The organism is Ferrimonas aestuarii, assembly GCF_005116665.1.
GTDB lineage: Bacteria > Pseudomonadota > Gammaproteobacteria > Enterobacterales > Shewanellaceae > Ferrimonas > Ferrimonas aestuarii.
Genome location: NZ_SWCJ01000003.1, coordinates 15,766 through 33,021, shown reverse-complemented (window position 1 = coordinate 33,021; position 17,256 = coordinate 15,766). Strand labels below are relative to the sequence as shown.

General features: G+C 49.7%; 15 protein-coding genes. 7 read left to right on the top strand and 8 right to left on the bottom strand.

Annotated elements, in window-relative coordinates; translation table 11 throughout:
* Positions 1 to 14 precede the first annotated feature (14 nt).
* Together FCL42_RS05160 and FCL42_RS05155 are read right to left on the bottom strand one after the other, a co-directional pair.
* Entirely contained in the window at positions 15 to 1,391 is a 1,377-nt protein-coding gene (locus FCL42_RS05160; RefSeq protein ID WP_136862327.1) for a class II fumarate hydratase, read from the bottom strand.
* A gap of 33 nt (positions 1,392 to 1,424) precedes the next feature.
* On the bottom strand, positions 1,425 to 1,778 hold the full coding sequence (locus tag FCL42_RS05155) for a hypothetical protein (RefSeq protein ID WP_136862326.1): 354 nt from the start codon (positions 1,776 to 1,778) through the stop codon (positions 1,425 to 1,427).
* Positions 1,779 to 2,009: 231 nt separating this feature from the next.
* Between FCL42_RS05155 and FCL42_RS05150 the strand changes: the two genes are divergently transcribed.
* Entirely contained in the window at positions 2,010 to 3,341 is a 1,332-nt protein-coding gene (locus FCL42_RS05150) for an MATE family efflux transporter (protein ID WP_136862325.1), read from the top strand.
* Here the strand turns inward: FCL42_RS05150 and FCL42_RS05145 are convergent.
* The 3 genes from FCL42_RS05145 to FCL42_RS05135 form a co-directional block, all read right to left on the bottom strand.
* Positions 3,288 to 3,518 carry a hypothetical protein gene (locus tag FCL42_RS05145; RefSeq protein ID WP_136862324.1) on the bottom strand — a complete coding sequence of 77 codons (231 nt, stop codon included), beginning with the start codon at positions 3,516 to 3,518 and terminating at the stop codon, positions 3,288 to 3,290. The two genes, FCL42_RS05150 and FCL42_RS05145, sit on opposite strands and share 54 nt — an antisense overlap.
* Before the next feature lie 42 nt (positions 3,519 to 3,560).
* Complete coding sequence (locus FCL42_RS05140; protein ID WP_136862323.1) at positions 3,561 to 4,175, bottom strand: NAD(P)H-dependent oxidoreductase; 615 nt, start codon at positions 4,173 to 4,175, stop codon at positions 3,561 to 3,563.
* Between the two features lie 70 nt (positions 4,176 to 4,245).
* Complete coding sequence (locus tag FCL42_RS05135; protein ID WP_136862322.1) at positions 4,246 to 4,773, bottom strand: Crp/Fnr family transcriptional regulator; 528 nt, start codon at positions 4,771 to 4,773, stop codon at positions 4,246 to 4,248.
* A gap of 532 nt (positions 4,774 to 5,305) precedes the next feature.
* Between FCL42_RS05135 and FCL42_RS05130 the strand changes: the two genes are divergently transcribed.
* Both FCL42_RS05130 and FCL42_RS05125 read left to right on the top strand, forming a co-directional pair.
* Positions 5,306 to 7,441: a TonB-dependent receptor gene (locus tag FCL42_RS05130; RefSeq protein WP_136862321.1), complete on the top strand. Its 2,136-nt coding sequence runs from the start codon at positions 5,306 to 5,308 to the stop codon at positions 7,439 to 7,441.
* A 14-nt stretch (positions 7,442 to 7,455) separates the two neighbouring features.
* Entirely contained in the window at positions 7,456 to 8,322 is an 867-nt protein-coding gene (locus FCL42_RS05125) for a substrate-binding domain-containing protein (protein ID WP_136862320.1), read from the top strand.
* 73 nt (positions 8,323 to 8,395) lie between these two features.
* Here FCL42_RS05125 and FCL42_RS05120 read toward each other — a convergent pair whose 3' ends face one another.
* On the bottom strand, positions 8,396 to 9,358 hold the full coding sequence (locus FCL42_RS05120; protein WP_136862319.1) for a substrate-binding domain-containing protein: 963 nt from the start codon (positions 9,356 to 9,358) through the stop codon (positions 8,396 to 8,398).
* A 250-nt stretch (positions 9,359 to 9,608) separates the two neighbouring features.
* Between FCL42_RS05120 and FCL42_RS05115 the strand changes: the two genes are divergently transcribed.
* From FCL42_RS05115 to FCL42_RS05100, 4 genes are all read left to right on the top strand, one after another.
* Positions 9,609 to 10,151: a helix-turn-helix transcriptional regulator gene (locus FCL42_RS05115; RefSeq protein WP_169308297.1), complete on the top strand. Its 543-nt coding sequence runs from the start codon at positions 9,609 to 9,611 to the stop codon at positions 10,149 to 10,151.
* A 97-nt stretch (positions 10,152 to 10,248) separates the two neighbouring features.
* Positions 10,249 to 12,198 carry a hypothetical protein gene (locus FCL42_RS05110; RefSeq protein ID WP_136862317.1) on the top strand — a complete coding sequence of 650 codons (1,950 nt, stop codon included), beginning with the start codon at positions 10,249 to 10,251 and terminating at the stop codon, positions 12,196 to 12,198.
* Positions 12,199 to 12,401: 203 nt separating this feature from the next.
* On the top strand, positions 12,402 to 13,289 hold the full coding sequence (locus FCL42_RS05105; protein WP_136862316.1) for a LysR family transcriptional regulator: 888 nt from the start codon (positions 12,402 to 12,404) through the stop codon (positions 13,287 to 13,289).
* A gap of 194 nt (positions 13,290 to 13,483) precedes the next feature.
* Positions 13,484 to 14,383 carry a LysR family transcriptional regulator gene (locus FCL42_RS05100; RefSeq protein WP_136862315.1) on the top strand — a complete coding sequence of 300 codons (900 nt, stop codon included), beginning with the start codon at positions 13,484 to 13,486 and terminating at the stop codon, positions 14,381 to 14,383.
* Between the two features lie 42 nt (positions 14,384 to 14,425).
* Here the strand turns inward: FCL42_RS05100 and FCL42_RS05095 are convergent, their stop codons facing one another.
* Together FCL42_RS05095 and FCL42_RS05090 are read right to left on the bottom strand one after the other, a co-directional pair.
* Positions 14,426 to 15,763 carry a nucleobase:cation symporter-2 family protein gene (locus FCL42_RS05095; RefSeq protein WP_136862314.1) on the bottom strand — a complete coding sequence of 446 codons (1,338 nt, stop codon included), beginning with the start codon at positions 15,761 to 15,763 and terminating at the stop codon, positions 14,426 to 14,428.
* Positions 15,764 to 15,795: 32 nt separating this feature from the next.
* Positions 15,796 to 17,136, bottom strand: a complete 1,341-nt coding sequence (locus tag FCL42_RS05090) for an amidohydrolase (RefSeq protein ID WP_205729229.1) — start codon at positions 17,134 to 17,136, stop codon at positions 15,796 to 15,798.
* Between the last annotated feature and the right edge of the window lie 120 nt (positions 17,137 to 17,256).

Sequence of the window (17,256 nt, the reverse complement as noted above, 5' to 3'; positions counted from 1 at the left end):
TTTTTATGGCTGGGTTAAATGCCCCCTTGAGTGAGTTTGGCGGGATCCAGCAGCACTTCCAGCTCGGCTCGAGTCAGTTCGGTATGCTCCAGAGCAACATCGATAACCGGACGCCCCTGTTTGTAGGCTTGCTTGGCAATCTCTGCAGCTTTTAGATAGCCGATGATTGGGTTGAGTGCGGTAACCAGAATGGGGTTACGTGACAACGCTTGTTTGAGGTTATCTTCATTGACGGTAAATGTGGCGATGGCTTTGTCGGCAAGCAATCGGCTGCTGCTGGCCAACAGTGTCAGGCTTTCCAACAAATTATCGGCAATTACCGGCAACATCACATTCAGTTCGAAGTTACCGGACTGACCGGCAATGCTGATGGTGGTGTCGTTGCCCATCACTTGCGCTGCCACCATGGCGGTGGCTTCTGGAATCACAGGGTTTACCTTTCCGGGCATGATGGAGGAGCCAGGCTGCAGCGCCTCGAGTTCAATTTCGCCCAATCCCGCGAGCGGCCCAGAGTTCATCCAGCGCAGATCGTTGGCAATCTTCATCAGCGACACGGCGGTGGTTTTTAGCAGCCCCGATAGCTGTACGGCGATGTCTTGGGTGCCGATGTGGGTAAAGAGGTTCTCGGCTGGGGTAAAGGTGAGTCCGGTGAGTTCACTTAAGTGGTGATTGAAACTGGCGGCAAATTTGGCATGGGCGTTAATGCCGGTTCCGACTGCGGTGCCTCCCTGAGCCAAACTTTGCAAGCTGGGCTGTATCCCTTCTAGAGCGTGGATGTTCTGCTCTATCTGCGTCGCCCAACTCAGTAGGCTTTGCTCCATCCGTACCGGCATGGCGTCCATCAAGTGGGTGCGGCCAGTTTTGATTTGGCCGGTTAAGGTTGCCGCTTTCTCGGTAATGGTGCAGTTAAGGTGCTTGAGTGCCGGGAGCAACTGCTGTGCCAGTACCATGGCGGCACTGATGTGGATGGTGCTAGGGATAATGTCGTTGCTGCTTTGACCATAGTTGATGTGGTCATTAGGACTGATGGTTTCTTGTGAGTGCCGATTGGCCAAGGTAGACAGCACCTCGTTGGCATTCATGTTTGAGCTGGTGCCCGAACCCGTTTGAAATACGTCAACGGGGAAGTGCTGCATCAGTTGAGGGTCCGCCAAAAGCTGATCGGCGGCTTGGGTGATGGCTAGGGACATTTCATCGGTCAGTAGCCCTAGCTCATTGTTGGCCAGCGCTGCAGATTTTTTGGCCAAAATCAGTGCTTTAATGAAAGGCTCAGGCATGGTTTGGCCGCTAATGGGAAAGTTATTCACTGCCCGCTGCGTTTGGGCGGCATAGAGTGCGGCGGCTGGCACCTGCAATTCTCCCATGCTGTCTTTTTCTGTCCGTGTTGTCATCGAGTTTGCTCCTGCAAATAGAGAGATAGCTCCCTAAAGGTGAGTTTGAAAAAAATGGCTAATGACGCGTAACTCTTGCATCAATTGTTGAAATTCAATCTGCTGTTGCTTGGTTTTAACCAGTCGCTTCAACGTCATTAATGGACGGTAGATCTGATCCAGACATTGCAAGCGCCAGTGACGAGGATTGAGGGTGTCGGCGTAGGCATCTAACAGCAATCTGACGCAGCTTTGCGCCGCGGCGATTCTTGCTTTCTCTGAGAGTTCATCGGCCTCAAGCCCTTCAAGGTCGAACCAAAGGGAGAATAGACCAGCGTTATCCGGTTGCTCTGCGTTAATAATGATTTGGCGAATTCTAGTGGTTGCAGGATTTGAAGGTAGATCCATTGGGTTGCCAGCGACAGTGGTTCAAAAGAGGTTTGAGTTTACCCCGCCAATCGCCATTAATGCAATTGGTTATCATTTGCGTTTGCTGTTGAGGGGAGCGTATGGCCGACTTTATTGTCCAGAGTCATCGGTTCTGGGGGCAAAAATCACCACCATTTATTACATTTTTCTGGGTCGTTCCGTTCGAAAATACTGATATGATTCGCGCCAGTTTTTACTGAGATTGCATCTATGTCCCAACCCTTAGGGCGTCAATTCTGGCGCTATGTCCTGCCTACCATCGCAGCCATGATGGTAAACGGCCTCTACCAAGTGGTAGATGGCATCTTTGTAGGGCAAGCCATTGGCGCGTCTGGCTTGGCGGCCATCAATATCGCTTGGCCGGTGATCGGTGCCACTTATGGGGTGGCGATTATGGTGGGGATGGGGGCGGGCGCCCTCAGTTCCATTGCTCGGGGTGAAGGTAACCTAGCGCTAGCCAGTCGATGGTTGGGCAATGGTTTGGTGTTGCTGCTGATCATGGGGGCCATCTGTGGCGTCGCCTTGGCTGCGTTTGGTGAGCCTCTCTTTCGGCTTCAACAGGCTGATGGTGAGGTGTTGTCGCTGGCCAATGAGTATCTTCAGGTGCTGATTTGGGCCAGTCCGGTGGCGCTGGGAGGGGTAGCGCTGCCGTTTTTAGTGCGTAATGATGACTCCCCGAACTTAGCCACCTTATTGATTGGTATCGGTGCCGTAGCCAACATCGCGTTGGACTACCTGTTTATTGTTCATTGGCAGTGGCAGTTAACGGGGGCCGCCCTGGCTACGGCACTGGCTCAAGCTGTGGTGCTGGCATTGGGACTGGGCTATTTTGTGTCGTCTCGCTGCCAGGTGCCGCTTAAGCTAACGGAATTGACCCTGAATTGGTCTCAGGCCAAAGCCATTTTAGGCTTGGGGTTGGCCAGTTGGGGAATGTACCTCTACTTCAGCTTTATTACCGCCATCCACAATGCGCAGTTCCTTAACTATGGCGATGCCAGCCATTTGGGGGCGTTTGCCATTGTGGGTTACTTATGTGCCTTCTACTATCTATTCGCCGAAGGCATTGCGAATGGGGTGCAGCCCCTGCTCAGTTACCTGTTTGGCGCCGAACGGTTGCAGCAGATGCAGCGGGCGCTATCTTGGGCACTGCTGCTGACGTTGGGCAGTGGCATGGCATTTTCATTGCTGCTGGCACTCTATCCAGAACCGTTAATCGCCGCCTTCAATCGCGAGGACGAACGCCTTATTTCAGCCACAACCATCGGTATGTCGTGGCACACTTGGGCGCTCTATTTGGATGGGGTGATTTTCGTGATTGCTGCCTACTTTCAAGCCGTTAATGATGGCCGCCGAGCCAGCTGGATCACCTTTGCAAACATGGGCGTTCAGTTGCCGTTTCTCATACTGTTGCCCCTTTGGCTTGGGGTGAAAGGGGTATGGCTGGCGGTGCCTCTTTCGAATCTGCTGCTGATCGGCTGGGTATTGTGGTTACTGGCGGCGGATCAGCGCCGCCGTGGTCTGTCGCTTTGGCTTAACCCCTAGGGCAGTATCGTCGACGCGGTGGTTCCACACTGAGTGTGGCGCTGCCGCTTCGCAGTCATCACACACAATGTGCAGTTGAGCCTCGTGGCCGTCTCCCCATGATGAATAGAGTACTGCTTGGCTAAGTATCAGCCCTCCACAGAATGGGCAGGGCAGCACCGAACTCGTCGCTTTCATTGCCATTATCTCCTGTCGTACCCGTCTCCCAAATTCCGCCGTTCAGCGAAGTGAGGCGAATTTTGCTTGAATGTCATCAAGCCAGCGCTGGCGCTTATTATCCGCTGCGAATTTTACGCAGCTGAGGTTGAGCCAATGACGCTGTTTAATGCCAATTTTCCAGAAGGTGCCAAGAAGCAGTGCTTTCTTAATGGCGTTTCCGAACAGCAGACGATAAGCCAAGCTAGGGGTATTCATGGTGGTGATCATGGTCACCCCTTTCAGTTTACTCAAATCGCAGTGCATTCGAGTGCCTCGGGCGTTGTAGTGGTAGGCGATACCGGGAAACACCAGTTTATCGATAAAGCCTTTGGTCAGTGCCGGCATCAGCTCCCACCAGATTGGGAAGATGAAGATAAGGTGCTCTGCCGCTTGTAGGCGGGTTTTGTAATCCAGTACTTGAGGGTCCAGCATCGCTAACGCCTGTTGAGGCTGATCTTTGGCCATCACAAAGGCTTTCAGATCTTTCTCCCGCATCACTGGATCAAAGTTGTCTCTGTCCAGATGGATAAGATCGACATCGTGGCCAGCTTGGGTTAATCCATCCATGGTGGCGTTAAGGACTGAGTTGCAGTAAGACCCTGAATAGGGGTGGTTAAAAACAATTAAGACTCGCACTTAGGTTGCTCCCGTATTGATTGACCGAGTCAGTCTAACGGCGGGGCGCACTCAGGAACGATAACCTATGTTAACGGTTTCGAATTCGGCTAAGTGATACTGATGTGATGCCAAGGTAGGAGGCGATGTAGTGCTGAGGAACCCGCTTAATTAACTCTGGTTGGGCAGCGATTAGTTCTCGATAGCGCTGCTCAGGAGTGTCTTTGATGCGAGAGAGAAACAGGTGTTGATAGTGGCGAAGGCGCTGACACACCTGCTCAAACATTTTCTGTTTTAACGCTGGAGATTGAGCCAGTTGAGCCTCAAATACTGATTTTTCTATCCAGTACACCTTGGTGGGCAGCAAAGTCTCTAACGTGTACTGACTGGGCTCGTTGAACATCAGACTTTCAAAGGAGGAGACAAATTGTCCTTCTAGAAAGAACTGAAACGAGATGTCTTTACCATCGTGGTTAAACCAAGAGCGAATGCAGCCGGACTCGATGTAGTAGAGGCGTTTGCAGTGTTCCCCCTCTCGAAGCAGAGTGGTCTTTTTTTCAAGCGCTTGTGGGTGAGCATGGGGCGCCATCTGCTCCCAAATAGGGTGAGTTTGATCCATTTTTTGCCCCTAGAAATTGAAGCTTAAGTAGGCACTATACAACGATTTTAGCTCCATTTTGAGGGCTAAATCAGTTGTTGGTGACGTGTTGCTTCGAACTGGATTCGGTAGTGACTTTGATCACAAACACGCAAGAGCGAGCCAATTAAGTTCGATTCAAATTGAGTTGAAATGCCTGTTTAATTGCTTTTGTTTGGGCTCAAAATAGGCTCCGTGGTTAGTTATTATCTTTATTTCGTTGATAATTGATGTGCTTAAACTTGGTTAATGGCACATGAAGCTCCGTATTGTGTCAATTTGGCCCTTAATGACAGCTTGTCCTTCTTGGCTGTAATTATTCCAATCTATAGTCATTTGGGGTTGTTTTGAGTCGCCCTGGATCACGCAATTTGAAAGTTACTCTGAACTGATAGGCCACTCTTCTTAAAATCCCGCTCAAATAGTTGCTTGCTAATTCACTTCCGGACTCGAGGTGAACTGCGCAGGTCTCAATGTCGGCTTTGCCGTTGTTATTTGAAGTGGATGAATTTAGATGTTTCGACCAATGATGTTGGGAGCACTGGGTGGTGCCCTGTGTTCTGGAGCTGTTGCTGCGACCAACGAATCGCCTGAGGTTATTGTGGTCTACGGTGAGACTCCAAGCGCTCAGCAGTTGTCTACGCCGACACTGACCTTAACCAGTGAACAGATGGCTCTTCAGGGCATCAGTAACTTGGCGCAGGCGCTGGAAACCCTACCGGGCATTAAGTTGAAGGTTGGGGGGCAAGGGGTTCCTCAAATCGACGTTCGGGGTTATAAGTCCCGCCACGTAATGTTCCTATTAAACGGCATTCCTATGAACAGCCCGTTTTCCAGTCAGTTTGATCCACAGTTGATCCCTGCTTCTCAGATTGCCGAGGTGCAACTGACCCCAGGAGGCAGTGCGTCACTGTTGTATGGCAGCGGTGCAGCCGGTGGTGCCATCAACGTCATTACTAAGCAGGGTAGCAATGCGGATGAGCTGGCGATGGAGATGGGCATCGGCAATGATGACCGTTATCGAGCCAGTATTTCTGGTGCCAGCAGCTCAGACACCATGGATCTGTTTGGGAGCTACACCCAAGAAGATTATGACGGTTACCCGTTATCTGACGACTTCGATGACACGGCATTGCAGCAGGGTTCGACTCGTATCAACAGTGACAGCAAAAATCAGGCGGCAACGGCAGGGCTAGGCTGGCAACTGTCTGATGAGACACGGGTTGGCATGAACTTGAGCTACCACACCAGCGATTGGGGAGTGCCAGATAAGGTCAATACTGGCTCGCCAAAAAATGAGCGGGTGGAAGATCTCGAAGCCTTTAGTCTGCAGGGCACTTTCAGCCATCGCATCAATAGCGACAACAAACTGCGCGGGTTCGTGTATTACTCCGAAGATGAGCGACAAACCAATCGCTACACCGATCTGAATTTCGATACCTTGACCAGCCACGAGCAGGCGAAAACCCAGACGATGGGCACCAACTTGCAATGGTTGCTGAGCCGAGGCAATCACAGCTTTACTACGGCAATTTCCAACCGATACAGCACTTGGAAGTCTGACTATCAGACTTTTGAATCCGTTTCGAGCTTTGCTGCTGGTAGTGGTTCCGGTGGTGGCAATGGTTCCGGCGGCGGCAACGGCTCTGGTGGTGGCAATGGCTCTGGTGGTGGCAATGGCTCTGGCGGCGGCAACGGCTCTGGTGGTGGCAATGGCTCTGGCGGCGGCAATGGCTCTGGTGGCGGCAATGGCTCCGGCGGCGGCAATGGCTCCGGTGGTGGTAATGGTTCTGGCGGCGGTAACAGCGGTGCCAGTCGCACTTACATTGATGAGTCCGTTAACCAATACGATCTGGTAGGGGAATACCAGTATCAAGGTGATAACGGCATGGGCATGGTAGTCAGTGCGGCGCTCTACTACAGCGATATCGACAAAGATCTACAAAACTCCGCTTTGATCTCTGGCTATTGGCAGCTTGACCCCCATAGCCGAGTATACGCGTCTACGTCCAAGCGAATTCGCTATCCGGATCTACGTCAGTTGTACGAAGCCGGTTATGGCAACCCTGAACTGACCGAGGAGACCTCTTATCACTACGAAGTTGGCTTGTTCCACAGCTTCAGCAGTGAGTTGGATTTTAATGTGGCGTTGTATCGAAGTGATATTGAAGACTACATCGAAAAACAGGAAGTGGCTGATGAGGAGCGCTACTACAACTTCGAGAAGTATCGATTTACTGGTGTGGACACCAGCATCGAATATCGCCCATTAGCTGAGCTGGAATTGGCCCTTTCCTATGGCTATCTGGATGCGGTAAATCGCGGTGCCGACAGCGAAAAAGAGCAGCTTCAGGGGCGTCCAAAGCATTCGTACAAATCAAACGTAAAATGGTACCTGCCTTATCAATTTAGTTTTTACATGGACATTGAGCATTTTAGAGACGCGGTTCAATATCAAGGTAAAAAAGAAACTAAGTATGATCTAGATAATTACACTTTGGTGAACATGTCAGTTTCTCAAAAGTTGCCAATTGAAGGGCTGTCTTGGCAGATTCGCATCGATAACTTGCTTGATAATAATTATGAGCAATCTCTCTATCTTCCTCGTCCGGGAAGAGAGTGGATGTTTAGCATTAAGTACGTGATGTGAGAATGAAAATACTCATGAAGTTTAGAAATGCGCTACTTGCAGCTTTAGTGGCTCCAGTCGTATTCGGTTGTGCCACTACGGATAAGCCAGAATATGCTGAGGCGAAGGATCCTAAAGTGGTTCGTGTTGCCTTGATTGGTGGCATGAGTTACGCCGGTTTGTGGCCTGAAGTTACCAGCCGTTTTGAAGCCAAAACCGGTTACAAGGTGAAGACCATTAAATCCAGTGTTCGCACCAAGTTGGCGCCGCTGTTCCGTGAAGGGAAGGCCGATCTGTTAACCATGCACTCCGGTGACATCACCACGGATCTGGTGGCCGATGGTCATGGTATCAACATGCACCCTTGGACTCGAAATGACATCGTAGTGTGGGGGCCGAAGTCCGATCCCGCCAACATTCGAGGCCTGACTGATGGTGCCGAAGCGATGCGCCGCATTGCCGAGAGCCAAAGTAATTGGATCGATTTTCGCGGTATCGGCCCTCGAGAGCTTGGTCACTCATTATGGAAAAAGGCCGGTATTAAGCCCATGGGAGATTGGGTACTGAAGGACGATTTGAAAAAAGGTCCTAACCTGCTTTCTCAAGTAGCGGATAAGCAGGCATACATTATTACCGGACGGATGCCTGTGTTTGTTGGTAAATGGAAGGCGGATCCACGAATGGAGATTTTAGTGGATAAAGACCCAACCATGCGGCGCCCGTACATTGTGATGGAAGCCAACCCAATTCGTCACCCTGGGGTGAATTACGAAGGCGCTAAGGCCCTGTCGGAGTTTCTTCGTAGTGATGAGATACAACAGTTCTTGCTGACTTTTGATGGCAAGGTGAACGACGGCACGCCGTTGTTCTATCCGGTTTGGCCAACCTTGGCGGTGAACTGAGATTTTTAGCTCGTGTTATTGAGCTAGCGCAGCGATAGACCAGCCATTTGGCTGGTCTTTTTTTATTTGAAGCTTAGTTGTGTCTGCCGTAAGGCCACCACAGTTGACGCTCACTGCCCATGGGACGGAACTGGGCAATTTTAGCTTGAGTATCAGGGCGGATCAGAAAAGCCTCAAAGGCCTTAGCTTGCTGTTGGTGCTCGCTGCCTTTGACCACTGAGCTGGCCATTATACGATGAAAGATGGGATCGGCAGCGACTAGAATATCGAGTCTGGTTTCGGTTTCCTGACTGTATTTGATGAAAGGCAGTGCGCCCCAGATAAAGTAAGCCTGTTGTTGTTCGGCTTTTTTGGCTGCTTGTTTTTTGGCTGCTTTTACTGTGCTTCGAGCGGATAAAGGCTGTTTGCTTCCTGATTCGGCAAACAGGTAACCATCAAGGAAGTTGGGCCCAGGCAATTGATTGGCAACAAAAGGCTGATCGCTGGCGGCCAGTTTTTTATAAGCGTCAATGGCCGATAGTCCCCGTATACCAGCGGGATCGCTCTTGGGACCGATGATGGCGGCTTGGTTGGCAAACAGCATCACAGGCCAGTGGCCTAATCCATCCATTACAAATTTCTCCATACCGGCTTTGCCATAATGCGAGATCACCATATCGGCCTTGCCCGCTCGCGCCCGTTGGTGGGGGCGGCTGGAGGAGTGAAATTGAATCTTAACGTCGCTTTCTAATTTGTAATGCTGGGCCAGCATATCCATAAGCCCACTGTAGCCCGGAGTTTTAACCATGGCGACTCGAAGAATATTAGTGTTTTCAGAATGAACGGGTGAACTAATCGTAAGTATTGTCGTAGTGAGGATAATTAAGGTTTTGGAAAATCTCGACTTCATAATTTTGCTCAAGTGGTGTGTTGATTTTGTATGATTTTTTATAGTTTCAATTTTAATATTTGTGAGGAGATTATTCAGTAGTCTGATGCTGACATTACACATGTTTACAGTGTTAAATAAAAATACTGACTTAAGTGTTTTTGGCATTTTAAATCGATTTTAGCGATCTCCTGACACTGCATGTGATTAAAATTATCAATTATTCAAAATGATAATCATTATCAAAATTATCGTGTTACTCCTCCGGTTTTAGTAATAATTGGTGTGACTTATCACAGCTTTCGTTGCAAATAATGGGTGACGGTGTCCCGAACTGCGTAATGAGTTATTCAACCATCCCCAGATAAAATACCCCTAAAGAGTTAACGCTTAATGTGCGCGGATGATCGGAGGGGAAATGGGAGAATCGAGCTGGATCTTATTGAAATCAAATGCCTTTCGTTTTGACTCTGCAGTAGTTGGTGCCTCAATCAGCGAATCAGAGTTGGTTAAATATGGGTTTGTGGATTATTGGACCTCCGATGACAGCATGAAAGGGATTGCCAGTTTGATGGTGGTGTCTCGACTTGGATCCCACTCTAGAGCCATGCAATCGATGTGGCTACGACAAGGTGCGGTTAACAGGCGTTGTTTTGAGGTTATTGAAGGAAGCCAAGTCGTAGGCGGCCTCATCATGATTGGGGCCCCTAATTGTCTAACTTCTGGTGAAAAGATAGGCCGATATTTGAACGGGCATGGAACGGCATTAAATAAACAAAATAGTAAAACTAAAATAATTGTTAATTTGACGGCATTGGGGCTAAGTACTGGGGAAATATCTAGTTTGTTGAATTTAACTCGTCGAGGTGTGGATTACCATCTTGATAAAGCCAAGTTGAAACTTGGTGCGTCAAACAAAGCTAATTTAGTCTTTAAAGCCAGTCAGTGTGGATGGATTTAATAAATAAAGCAGAGATTTTTAGGAGGATATCACTTATTTTCGCCGCCCCAATATTTAACAACACAGAGAAATGATGATGACAATTAAAAGACTACCTATGGCTATTGCGCTTTCGTCGTTAATGGCCTTGTCCGGCTGTGGTTCGGACTCAAACAGTGATGCTGCGTCTGCTCCTATTGAGCCTACACCACAAGAGAAAATTCATGAAGCGATGGACGTGGCAGTAACGCCGGAGTCCTCATTGGAAGGCACCATTACCGTGTATTTAGGGCACTGGTTTCCCTGTTCAGATCTACACCCAGAAATGTGTACAGATGATGCGGATTTGAGCAACTTGCCAGCGATTGGAGTTAATGGCGATCCCAGTGACCCAACTCGACCGATATATGGGCGAGCAAACCCCTTAGGCCACTACAACAAGCAGCATAACCGCACGACGGCTAAACCGGCTCCAGGAGCCGCCGATTACACCATGACGATCAGTGCGGCTGAACTTAAACGTTTTGCCGAGCGTTCGGTTCGTGACGATATTTTTGTTGATGGGAATTATTCGGCACTCGACGTCATTTTATATGTTTCGTCGATCCGAGATGATTTTGAGGTCACGCTAGGAGACTTCAATAAAACATTGAATACCTATGAGTTTACAACTTCTTTTGATGCCAATAATGATGGCGATTTCGATGATGAGGGGGACTCAAAGGACAGTGTAAATTGGTATGCCTCAATGCTGTACAGTGGTGGTGATGCCAAGAAAAGTAATGGTCAGCCAGTATTTGAGCCGCTTTATGATCGTATGGATGAACTTTGGGTGAAACAGGGGATGCACATTCGTTTCCAGCCGGAAGCGGTGTCCATGACCGAGCGTCGAAATCAAGGTTTACAGGCGGAAGTGGATCGGTTTAAGGCCGCTGGGAATAAGGTGGTTATCGATGAGTTGCGGGTTGATTTTGGCGATGGCCGAGGCGATCAGGTGTTGGCTTCCCAAGTGGAGGTCAAACCCTACAATTTGCGTCCTGACGTGTTCCAGAAAGATGTTATTACTGCCATGGACATTGCGTTGACCGTGCATGATGAGTACGGCATCGAGATGGGCATTGCATTTTGGCCAACGATCTCGACTAATGCCAATGTAGGTTCATACGCAATTACAGAAGTGGATGGAAAGCGGGCTCATGGCTTTTATGGATGGAGCATTAAGCGCGGTGAGGACTTTACCTATAACGACTTCTTTTATAACCCAAATAAAGAATGGCCGGTAGTCAGCGATGTGCAGCATGGTGGGTTCTACGATGGAGCGTGTCAGTTTTTACGGGAACAGGATGGCTCCATCAGCGACGCCAATGCTCAAGATTGTATTGATAACTGGTTTACGCTATTTGGCGGAGTCAGTACCCACCGTATGTTAGATACCCTACCTATGGTGATGCCGCAGCAATTCTTGAGTATTTACTGGTTTGCTAATATGGAGAACGCATGGGAGATGGCACATCGGAACTATGGGCCTGATGGCCAATTTCCGATTTACGACGTGAAAGAGGCGAAGGCCCCTTTGGATGAGTCCCATTTCGGCTGGCAGGTGGCTGATTGTGCTTTGTGCCACAATCAAGATGAGATTCACCTCGATGGTGACTCTCCTGCGTTGCCCGCGGATACTCAACCCTATTACTGCGCTTCCTGCCATGGCAGCAATGGCGCACCTCAAGGTCATGGAGAGCAGGCTCGCTGTTTTTGGTGTCATTCATCAGACAAATTAATGCCGAATCACGGCGAAGCCTCTAAGCAGCTCTATTTTGATGACGTTGCCTGCTCTGGTACCACGAAACAAAAAGGCATCAATATTGATGGCTGGCAGGGGCCTTGTGCGGATGCGGTGAAATTAGCGTCTCCTCAATGGCATCGTGAAATCAAAGATGTGGCTGATAATTCAAGCTACTACAGTGAACTGCCATTGGAGAAACGGAAAACGTATGGCAATTCCGATTGGCGAACCAGTGACACCTTCCCAGACCCATACTCCTGCATGACTTGCCATCCTAATCAATAACATTGGTTCTGATGGGGAGCAAAATGCCAGCCAGTCGTTCTGGCTGGCATTTACGCAATTCGGTTGCAGCTAGGATCCCTTATAACTACTGGGTAAGGGAGTTGGTAAAGCGCAATTGTGAGAAGAGGGCTGGCGAACTCCCTTAGTGAGTCATGTAGACTTCTTTCTGGACCTTTCCCACCAACTAACGACTCGGTCATGGTATGGATCTTGATACTCTTAATGTGTTTTCTGTGGTTGCGAAAACTCAGAGCATTGCCCGAGCGGCTGAAGTATTGGATATGACGACCTCTTCGGTAAGCCGCAAGGTTAAGTCATTAGAAGATGAGTTCAATACGGAACTGTTTCATCGTGGAGGCAGGCAATTTTCCTTGACCAGTCAGGGAGCGTTGATGTTGCAGCGTGCGGAGCTGCTGCTCGGTGAAGCGGATAATATTCGAGACCTGTTAAGTCACGACCAGCACGTTATTGGGCCAGTTCGTTTGATGTCCCCCCCTTCGTTGGCATCGATTTTGGCGGAGCGATTTTTACCCGATTTTTTACGCCGTTATCCTGATATTGAATTCAGTCTGAAAACCAATTTTGGACGCCGCATTGAAACGTTGTATGACTATGATATCGCCATCAGCCCGAACTTGCCCGTGGACACCTCTTTGGTTGCCAAACCATTGTATCGAGGGCGGCGTTATTTCTATGCCAGCCCAAAGTTGCTTGAAGCACGAGGAGTGCCGAGTGATCCTGATGATTTGGCGGAGTATCCTTTCCTCGCTCTATTTACGGACAGTAGCCATCACCAAGGCAGTTTTCGGTGGGACAATGGCCGAGGACAAAGTGGCGAGTTTACGACACAAGTTACGTTCGGTTCGGATCTTCCAGATGTGCTCGCGACCATGGTAAGCGAAGGGATGGGAGTTGCCTGTTTGCCTGAAGGTGCTTTGCGATATCAAAACAGCAGCGACTTTGTAAGACTATTCGATGAGCTAACCTTCGATCAAAATATTCTGTATGCGATATACCCGTCCCGTCATTACCGACCACACCGAGTGAAAGTGTTTGCTGAGGAAGTGACTCGGTTTATCAGATCCCTATGATGGGGAAATCAAACTTGCCCTAAATTAGAATCAAACCACAGCCACAGAGTTATTGGCAGAAGAGAGTTTAATGATAACTATCGGACACATATTGGTTTTTTTATAAAATCAATTCTGTGAGTTGCCCCGGTTTCGCGGTCGGGGTTTCGGTTTATGATGGCATTTCGAGTCGGTGCGGTAGAAATGGAAATCCTGTGACCATCACCTTAGAACAGATGAAGATCATCCAAGCGGCCGCAGAGAGTGGTTCGTTTTCGGCTGCGGCTCGCAAGCTGGGAAAAGCACAGTCCACCATCTCCTCGGTGATCAGCAATATTGAACAAGAAGTGGGCATTCGGTTATTTGACCGCGGTACTAAGTATCCTGTGCTAACTGACGTTGGCAAAGATCTGCTGGAGCACATCAACGCCCTCGTTGCTCAATCTAATAACCTAGAAGGTAAGCTTAATGCGCTGGCGGTTGATATTGAGTCTGAACTGTCGGTGATCGTAGACGCGGCCATTCCCGATCGTACCTTGCTAAATTCTATCGCTGATTTCTATCAATATTTTCCGTTTGTTAATCTGCACCTCGCAACGCCATCTGAGTATAACCCTATCGAAGCTGTGTTAAGTGGTGAGTGCCATATGGCGTTAATATTGACTCGACCGGATTACCCGATGGGGGTTGAGTTTTGCCGTCTTGGCACCTTGAAAATGGTTGAGGTTGTTGAAAAGGACCACCCCTTGGTTGCCATGCAACCGGTTAGCTTTTCCGACTTAAGTAATTTTCGCCAACTGATTTTTGCGCCTCACGGGCGTAACCTTTTGACGTCGGAATACCTAAAGTCCTGTCAGCGTTTTTACACTGACAGCTATGAGTTCCTGTTGAAGATGACTTTGGCTGCCCAAGGGTGGACGGCGGTGCCAGAGGATATTGTTAAACCTTACCTGAGAAGCGGGAAGTTGGTAGAGCTGGTATTGAAATCTTACCCTCATACTCTCTGGGAGGTTGGGGTTGACCTGATCTGGAATCGGGAAACCAGTCGCGGCCCCGCGGCGGAGTGGTTGATAAAGCGCATATCTGAACGGGGCATCAATCATGACTCCCCTTAAGACTGGAGGGCGGCCACACCCTCCATAGATGAAAAGAGAAAGTTAGTGAGGGGCTACCTCTAAGGCCTCCTCTGGGTGTGAACTGCCGTTGAATACGCAGTTTAGAACCAGAGCCGACAGCCCGCCCAGAGTGATGGCATTTCCTAGTAGCATCTCAACCCAATCAGGGAAGATGCTGAAAAAGGTGGGGTTACATACCACCATCATCGCCAGACCTAGGCTAACAGCAACCACAATCAGGTTATGGTTATCGTCAAAATCGACCTGTTTTAAGATTTTTAATCCGGTACAAGCAATACTGCCAAACAGGATCAGTCCTGCGCCACCTAGGACTGCCAGAGGCACGCAAGCGGCAATGGCCGACAATTTAGGAAAGAACCCCAGCAGAGCCAAGAAGCCGCCACATAGAGCAACCACCCAACGACTGCGTACGCCAGACACCCGCAACACCCCGATGTTTTGTGCGTAGGTGGTGTAGGGAAAAGAGTTAAGTACGCCACCAAGAATGGTGCCTAGCCCTTCGGCTCTTAACCCCGCTGCAATGTGCTTTTTCTTGATCTCGCGGTCGCAAACGGCACCAACGGCGATGTAGTCCCCAGTGGACTCCACCATAGTTACAATCATGGAGACCAACACCGCTAAAATGGCGCTCAACTTAAAGGTGGGAAATCCCATGGCAAATGGTGTGATGATTCCGAACCACTGGGCGTTAGCGACATTGGCGAAGTCAACTTTTCCCAATAATACGCCTAGCAAAGTGCCGGATACCAAGCCGATGAGAATCGCGATTCGGCTGATGAAGCCTTTTCCCCAGCGCATTACTGCCATGATGATCAATAAGGTAGAGATCCCCAAGATAATGTCTTCAATGGCAACCCGTTGCTCGCCAAAACCTTGACCTCCGCTCATCCACATTACGGCGACAGGAAATAGCGCGAGGCCAATAATGACGATGACCGTGCCGGTCACTAGGGGAGGAAAGAAGCGCAATAGCTTGCTCCACCAAGGGGCGATCAGGAAGGTAAACCCTCCGGCAATGATGGTGGCACCAAACATGGCGGTAAAGCCGTCATTGGCTCCGATCATTATCAAGGCGGGGATGGTGGCGACCGTTGTCCCTTGCACCACAGGTAGCCGAATGCCTATCTGGCCAATGCCGATACATTGCAGGAGAGTGCAGAGGCCGCTGGTGATCAAGCAGGCGCTGAGCATAAAAATGGTGGTGTCTACGGACCAGCCTAACGCTCCCGCTAACACCATGGGGGTGACGATGAGACTGGCGTAACTGGCCAGCATATGCTGAAACGCTAATGCGGCGGATTCTTGTGGAGGTAAGGTCGCATCGACGCAATCGGGCTGAGTCAGATTCTGTTGTTGCATGGTTATTCTCCAAACTGGGTCTAACTGGGCAGTTACAAGCTGTCTCGCTTTAGTTTTAAGGCGCGTTGACGTAGCTCCGTCATTACGGTTAGTTCATCCACTCCCAGAACCGTGCCGTTATCCATCAAAACGGTGCCATCTACGATGGTGTAGCGTACGTCGTCGGCGCGAGACGAATAGACCAGCGCGGCTTCGGGATCGTAAACAGGGGCGGTATGCATTCGCTGAATGTCGACCACAATTAGATCGGCGGCTTTGCCTACGTCGAGGCTGCCGGTCTCCGGCCGGTGCATGGCGATAGCGGACTGATGAGTTGCCATCTCCAACATCTGTCTTAATGGCAGAAGTTCAGGATCGGTGTTGTTGTTTTTGTGGATGATGGCAGCGAATTTCATCTCTTGGAACATATCCAACGTGTTGTGGCTGGCAGGCCCATCGGTGGCGAGGCCGATATGAACACCTGCGGCCAGCATCTCTTTAATGGGCATGGTGCCGGAGCAGAGTTTGGCGTTACTAATTGGGCAATGAGCCACCTTCGCTCCAGTATCTGCCAGCAGCCGGATGTCTTCAGCATTAAGTTTGGTGCAGTGAGCTAGCGTCACATCAGGTCCCAATACCCCAAGGCTGGCCAGCCATTGGGTAGGAGTGGTGCCATACTGTTCTCCAACGTAACTGAGCTCCTGAACGCCTTCCGCTAGGTGGGTGTGGATGCTGATGCCTAATTGATTGGCCACCTGGCGACTCAGACGCCACATTTTTTCTCCGCAGGAGTAAGTCGCATGGGGAGATAAAGCCAGATGCAGCCTTCCTTCTTGGCTAAGGTGGTGGGCGTCAACCTCATCAGCAAAAGAATCCAGAGTTTTCCACGATGCATTGGTTATGCTGGCGTACAGTCCGCGGTCGGCAAAACCATGACCCAAAGTCGCCCTAAGGGGCAGGGTTTCAAGCGCCTGAATTTGGGGAGCAACCGCATAGGCATCGAAGTGCTCGTTAAAGCAGGTTGTGCCCGCTTTAACCATCTCGATCAATCCCGCTAGACTGGCCCAATAGAGAATTTCAGGATCGAAATTTTGTTTGAGCTTCCACATGTGTTTGAGCCACTCAAATAACTTGGCATCTTCGTTAAGTCCCCTTAAAAGCACATTGGAGGCGATGTGGGTGTGGCTATTTACAAAGCCCGGCATGACACAGTTTCCGCAGGCATCAATGCTGCGGTTGGCACTCCAAGAGGGAAGGGTGTGTTGATTGCCAATTGCTAGGATCTTTTTGTCTTTTATTAGCACCGTTCCGTCAGCAATGGGGTCATGGCCGCCCATGGGAAGCACGTACGCGTTGTGGACAGCAAGGTCAGCGTGTAGATGAGAGTTTTTCATTGTGATCAGCCTTTTTAGGTCTCAGTTTTGTGTTGACCATAGGTGTATCACGGACAAAAAAATGGAAATCTATGGAACCTATCGACTGACTCGATGGGTGGTCTCATGGGGTTGGAAAGC

Excerpts from the sequence above, each read along its gene's own strand:
- FCL42_RS05160 (WP_136862327.1), bottom strand. The coding sequence starts at position 1,391 with ATGACAACACGGACAGAAAAAGACAGCATGGGAGAATTGCAGGTGCCA.
- FCL42_RS05155 (WP_136862326.1), bottom strand. The coding sequence starts at position 1,778 with ATGGATCTACCTTCAAATCCTGCAACCACTAGAATTCGCCAAATCATT.
- FCL42_RS05150 (WP_136862325.1), top strand. The coding sequence starts at position 2,010 with ATGTCCCAACCCTTAGGGCGTCAATTCTGGCGCTATGTCCTGCCTACC.
- FCL42_RS05145 (WP_136862324.1), bottom strand. The coding sequence starts at position 3,518 with ATGAAAGCGACGAGTTCGGTGCTGCCCTGCCCATTCTGTGGAGGGCTG.
- FCL42_RS05135 (WP_136862322.1), bottom strand. The coding sequence starts at position 4,773 with ATGGATCAAACTCACCCTATTTGGGAGCAGATGGCGCCCCATGCTCAC.
- FCL42_RS05130 (WP_136862321.1), top strand. The coding sequence starts at position 5,306 with ATGTTTCGACCAATGATGTTGGGAGCACTGGGTGGTGCCCTGTGTTCT.
- FCL42_RS05125 (WP_136862320.1), top strand. The coding sequence starts at position 7,456 with ATGAAGTTTAGAAATGCGCTACTTGCAGCTTTAGTGGCTCCAGTCGTA.
- FCL42_RS05120 (WP_136862319.1), bottom strand. The coding sequence starts at position 9,358 with ATGCCAAAAACACTTAAGTCAGTATTTTTATTTAACACTGTAAACATG.
- FCL42_RS05115 (WP_169308297.1), top strand. The coding sequence starts at position 9,609 with ATGGGAGAATCGAGCTGGATCTTATTGAAATCAAATGCCTTTCGTTTT.
- FCL42_RS05110 (WP_136862317.1), top strand. The coding sequence starts at position 10,249 with ATGGCTATTGCGCTTTCGTCGTTAATGGCCTTGTCCGGCTGTGGTTCG.
- FCL42_RS05105 (WP_136862316.1), top strand. The coding sequence starts at position 12,402 with ATGGATCTTGATACTCTTAATGTGTTTTCTGTGGTTGCGAAAACTCAG.
- FCL42_RS05095 (WP_136862314.1), bottom strand. The coding sequence starts at position 15,763 with ATGCAACAACAGAATCTGACTCAGCCCGATTGCGTCGATGCGACCTTA.
- FCL42_RS05090 (WP_205729229.1), bottom strand. The coding sequence starts at position 17,136 with ATGAAAAACTCTCATCTACACGCTGACCTTGCTGTCCACAACGCGTAC.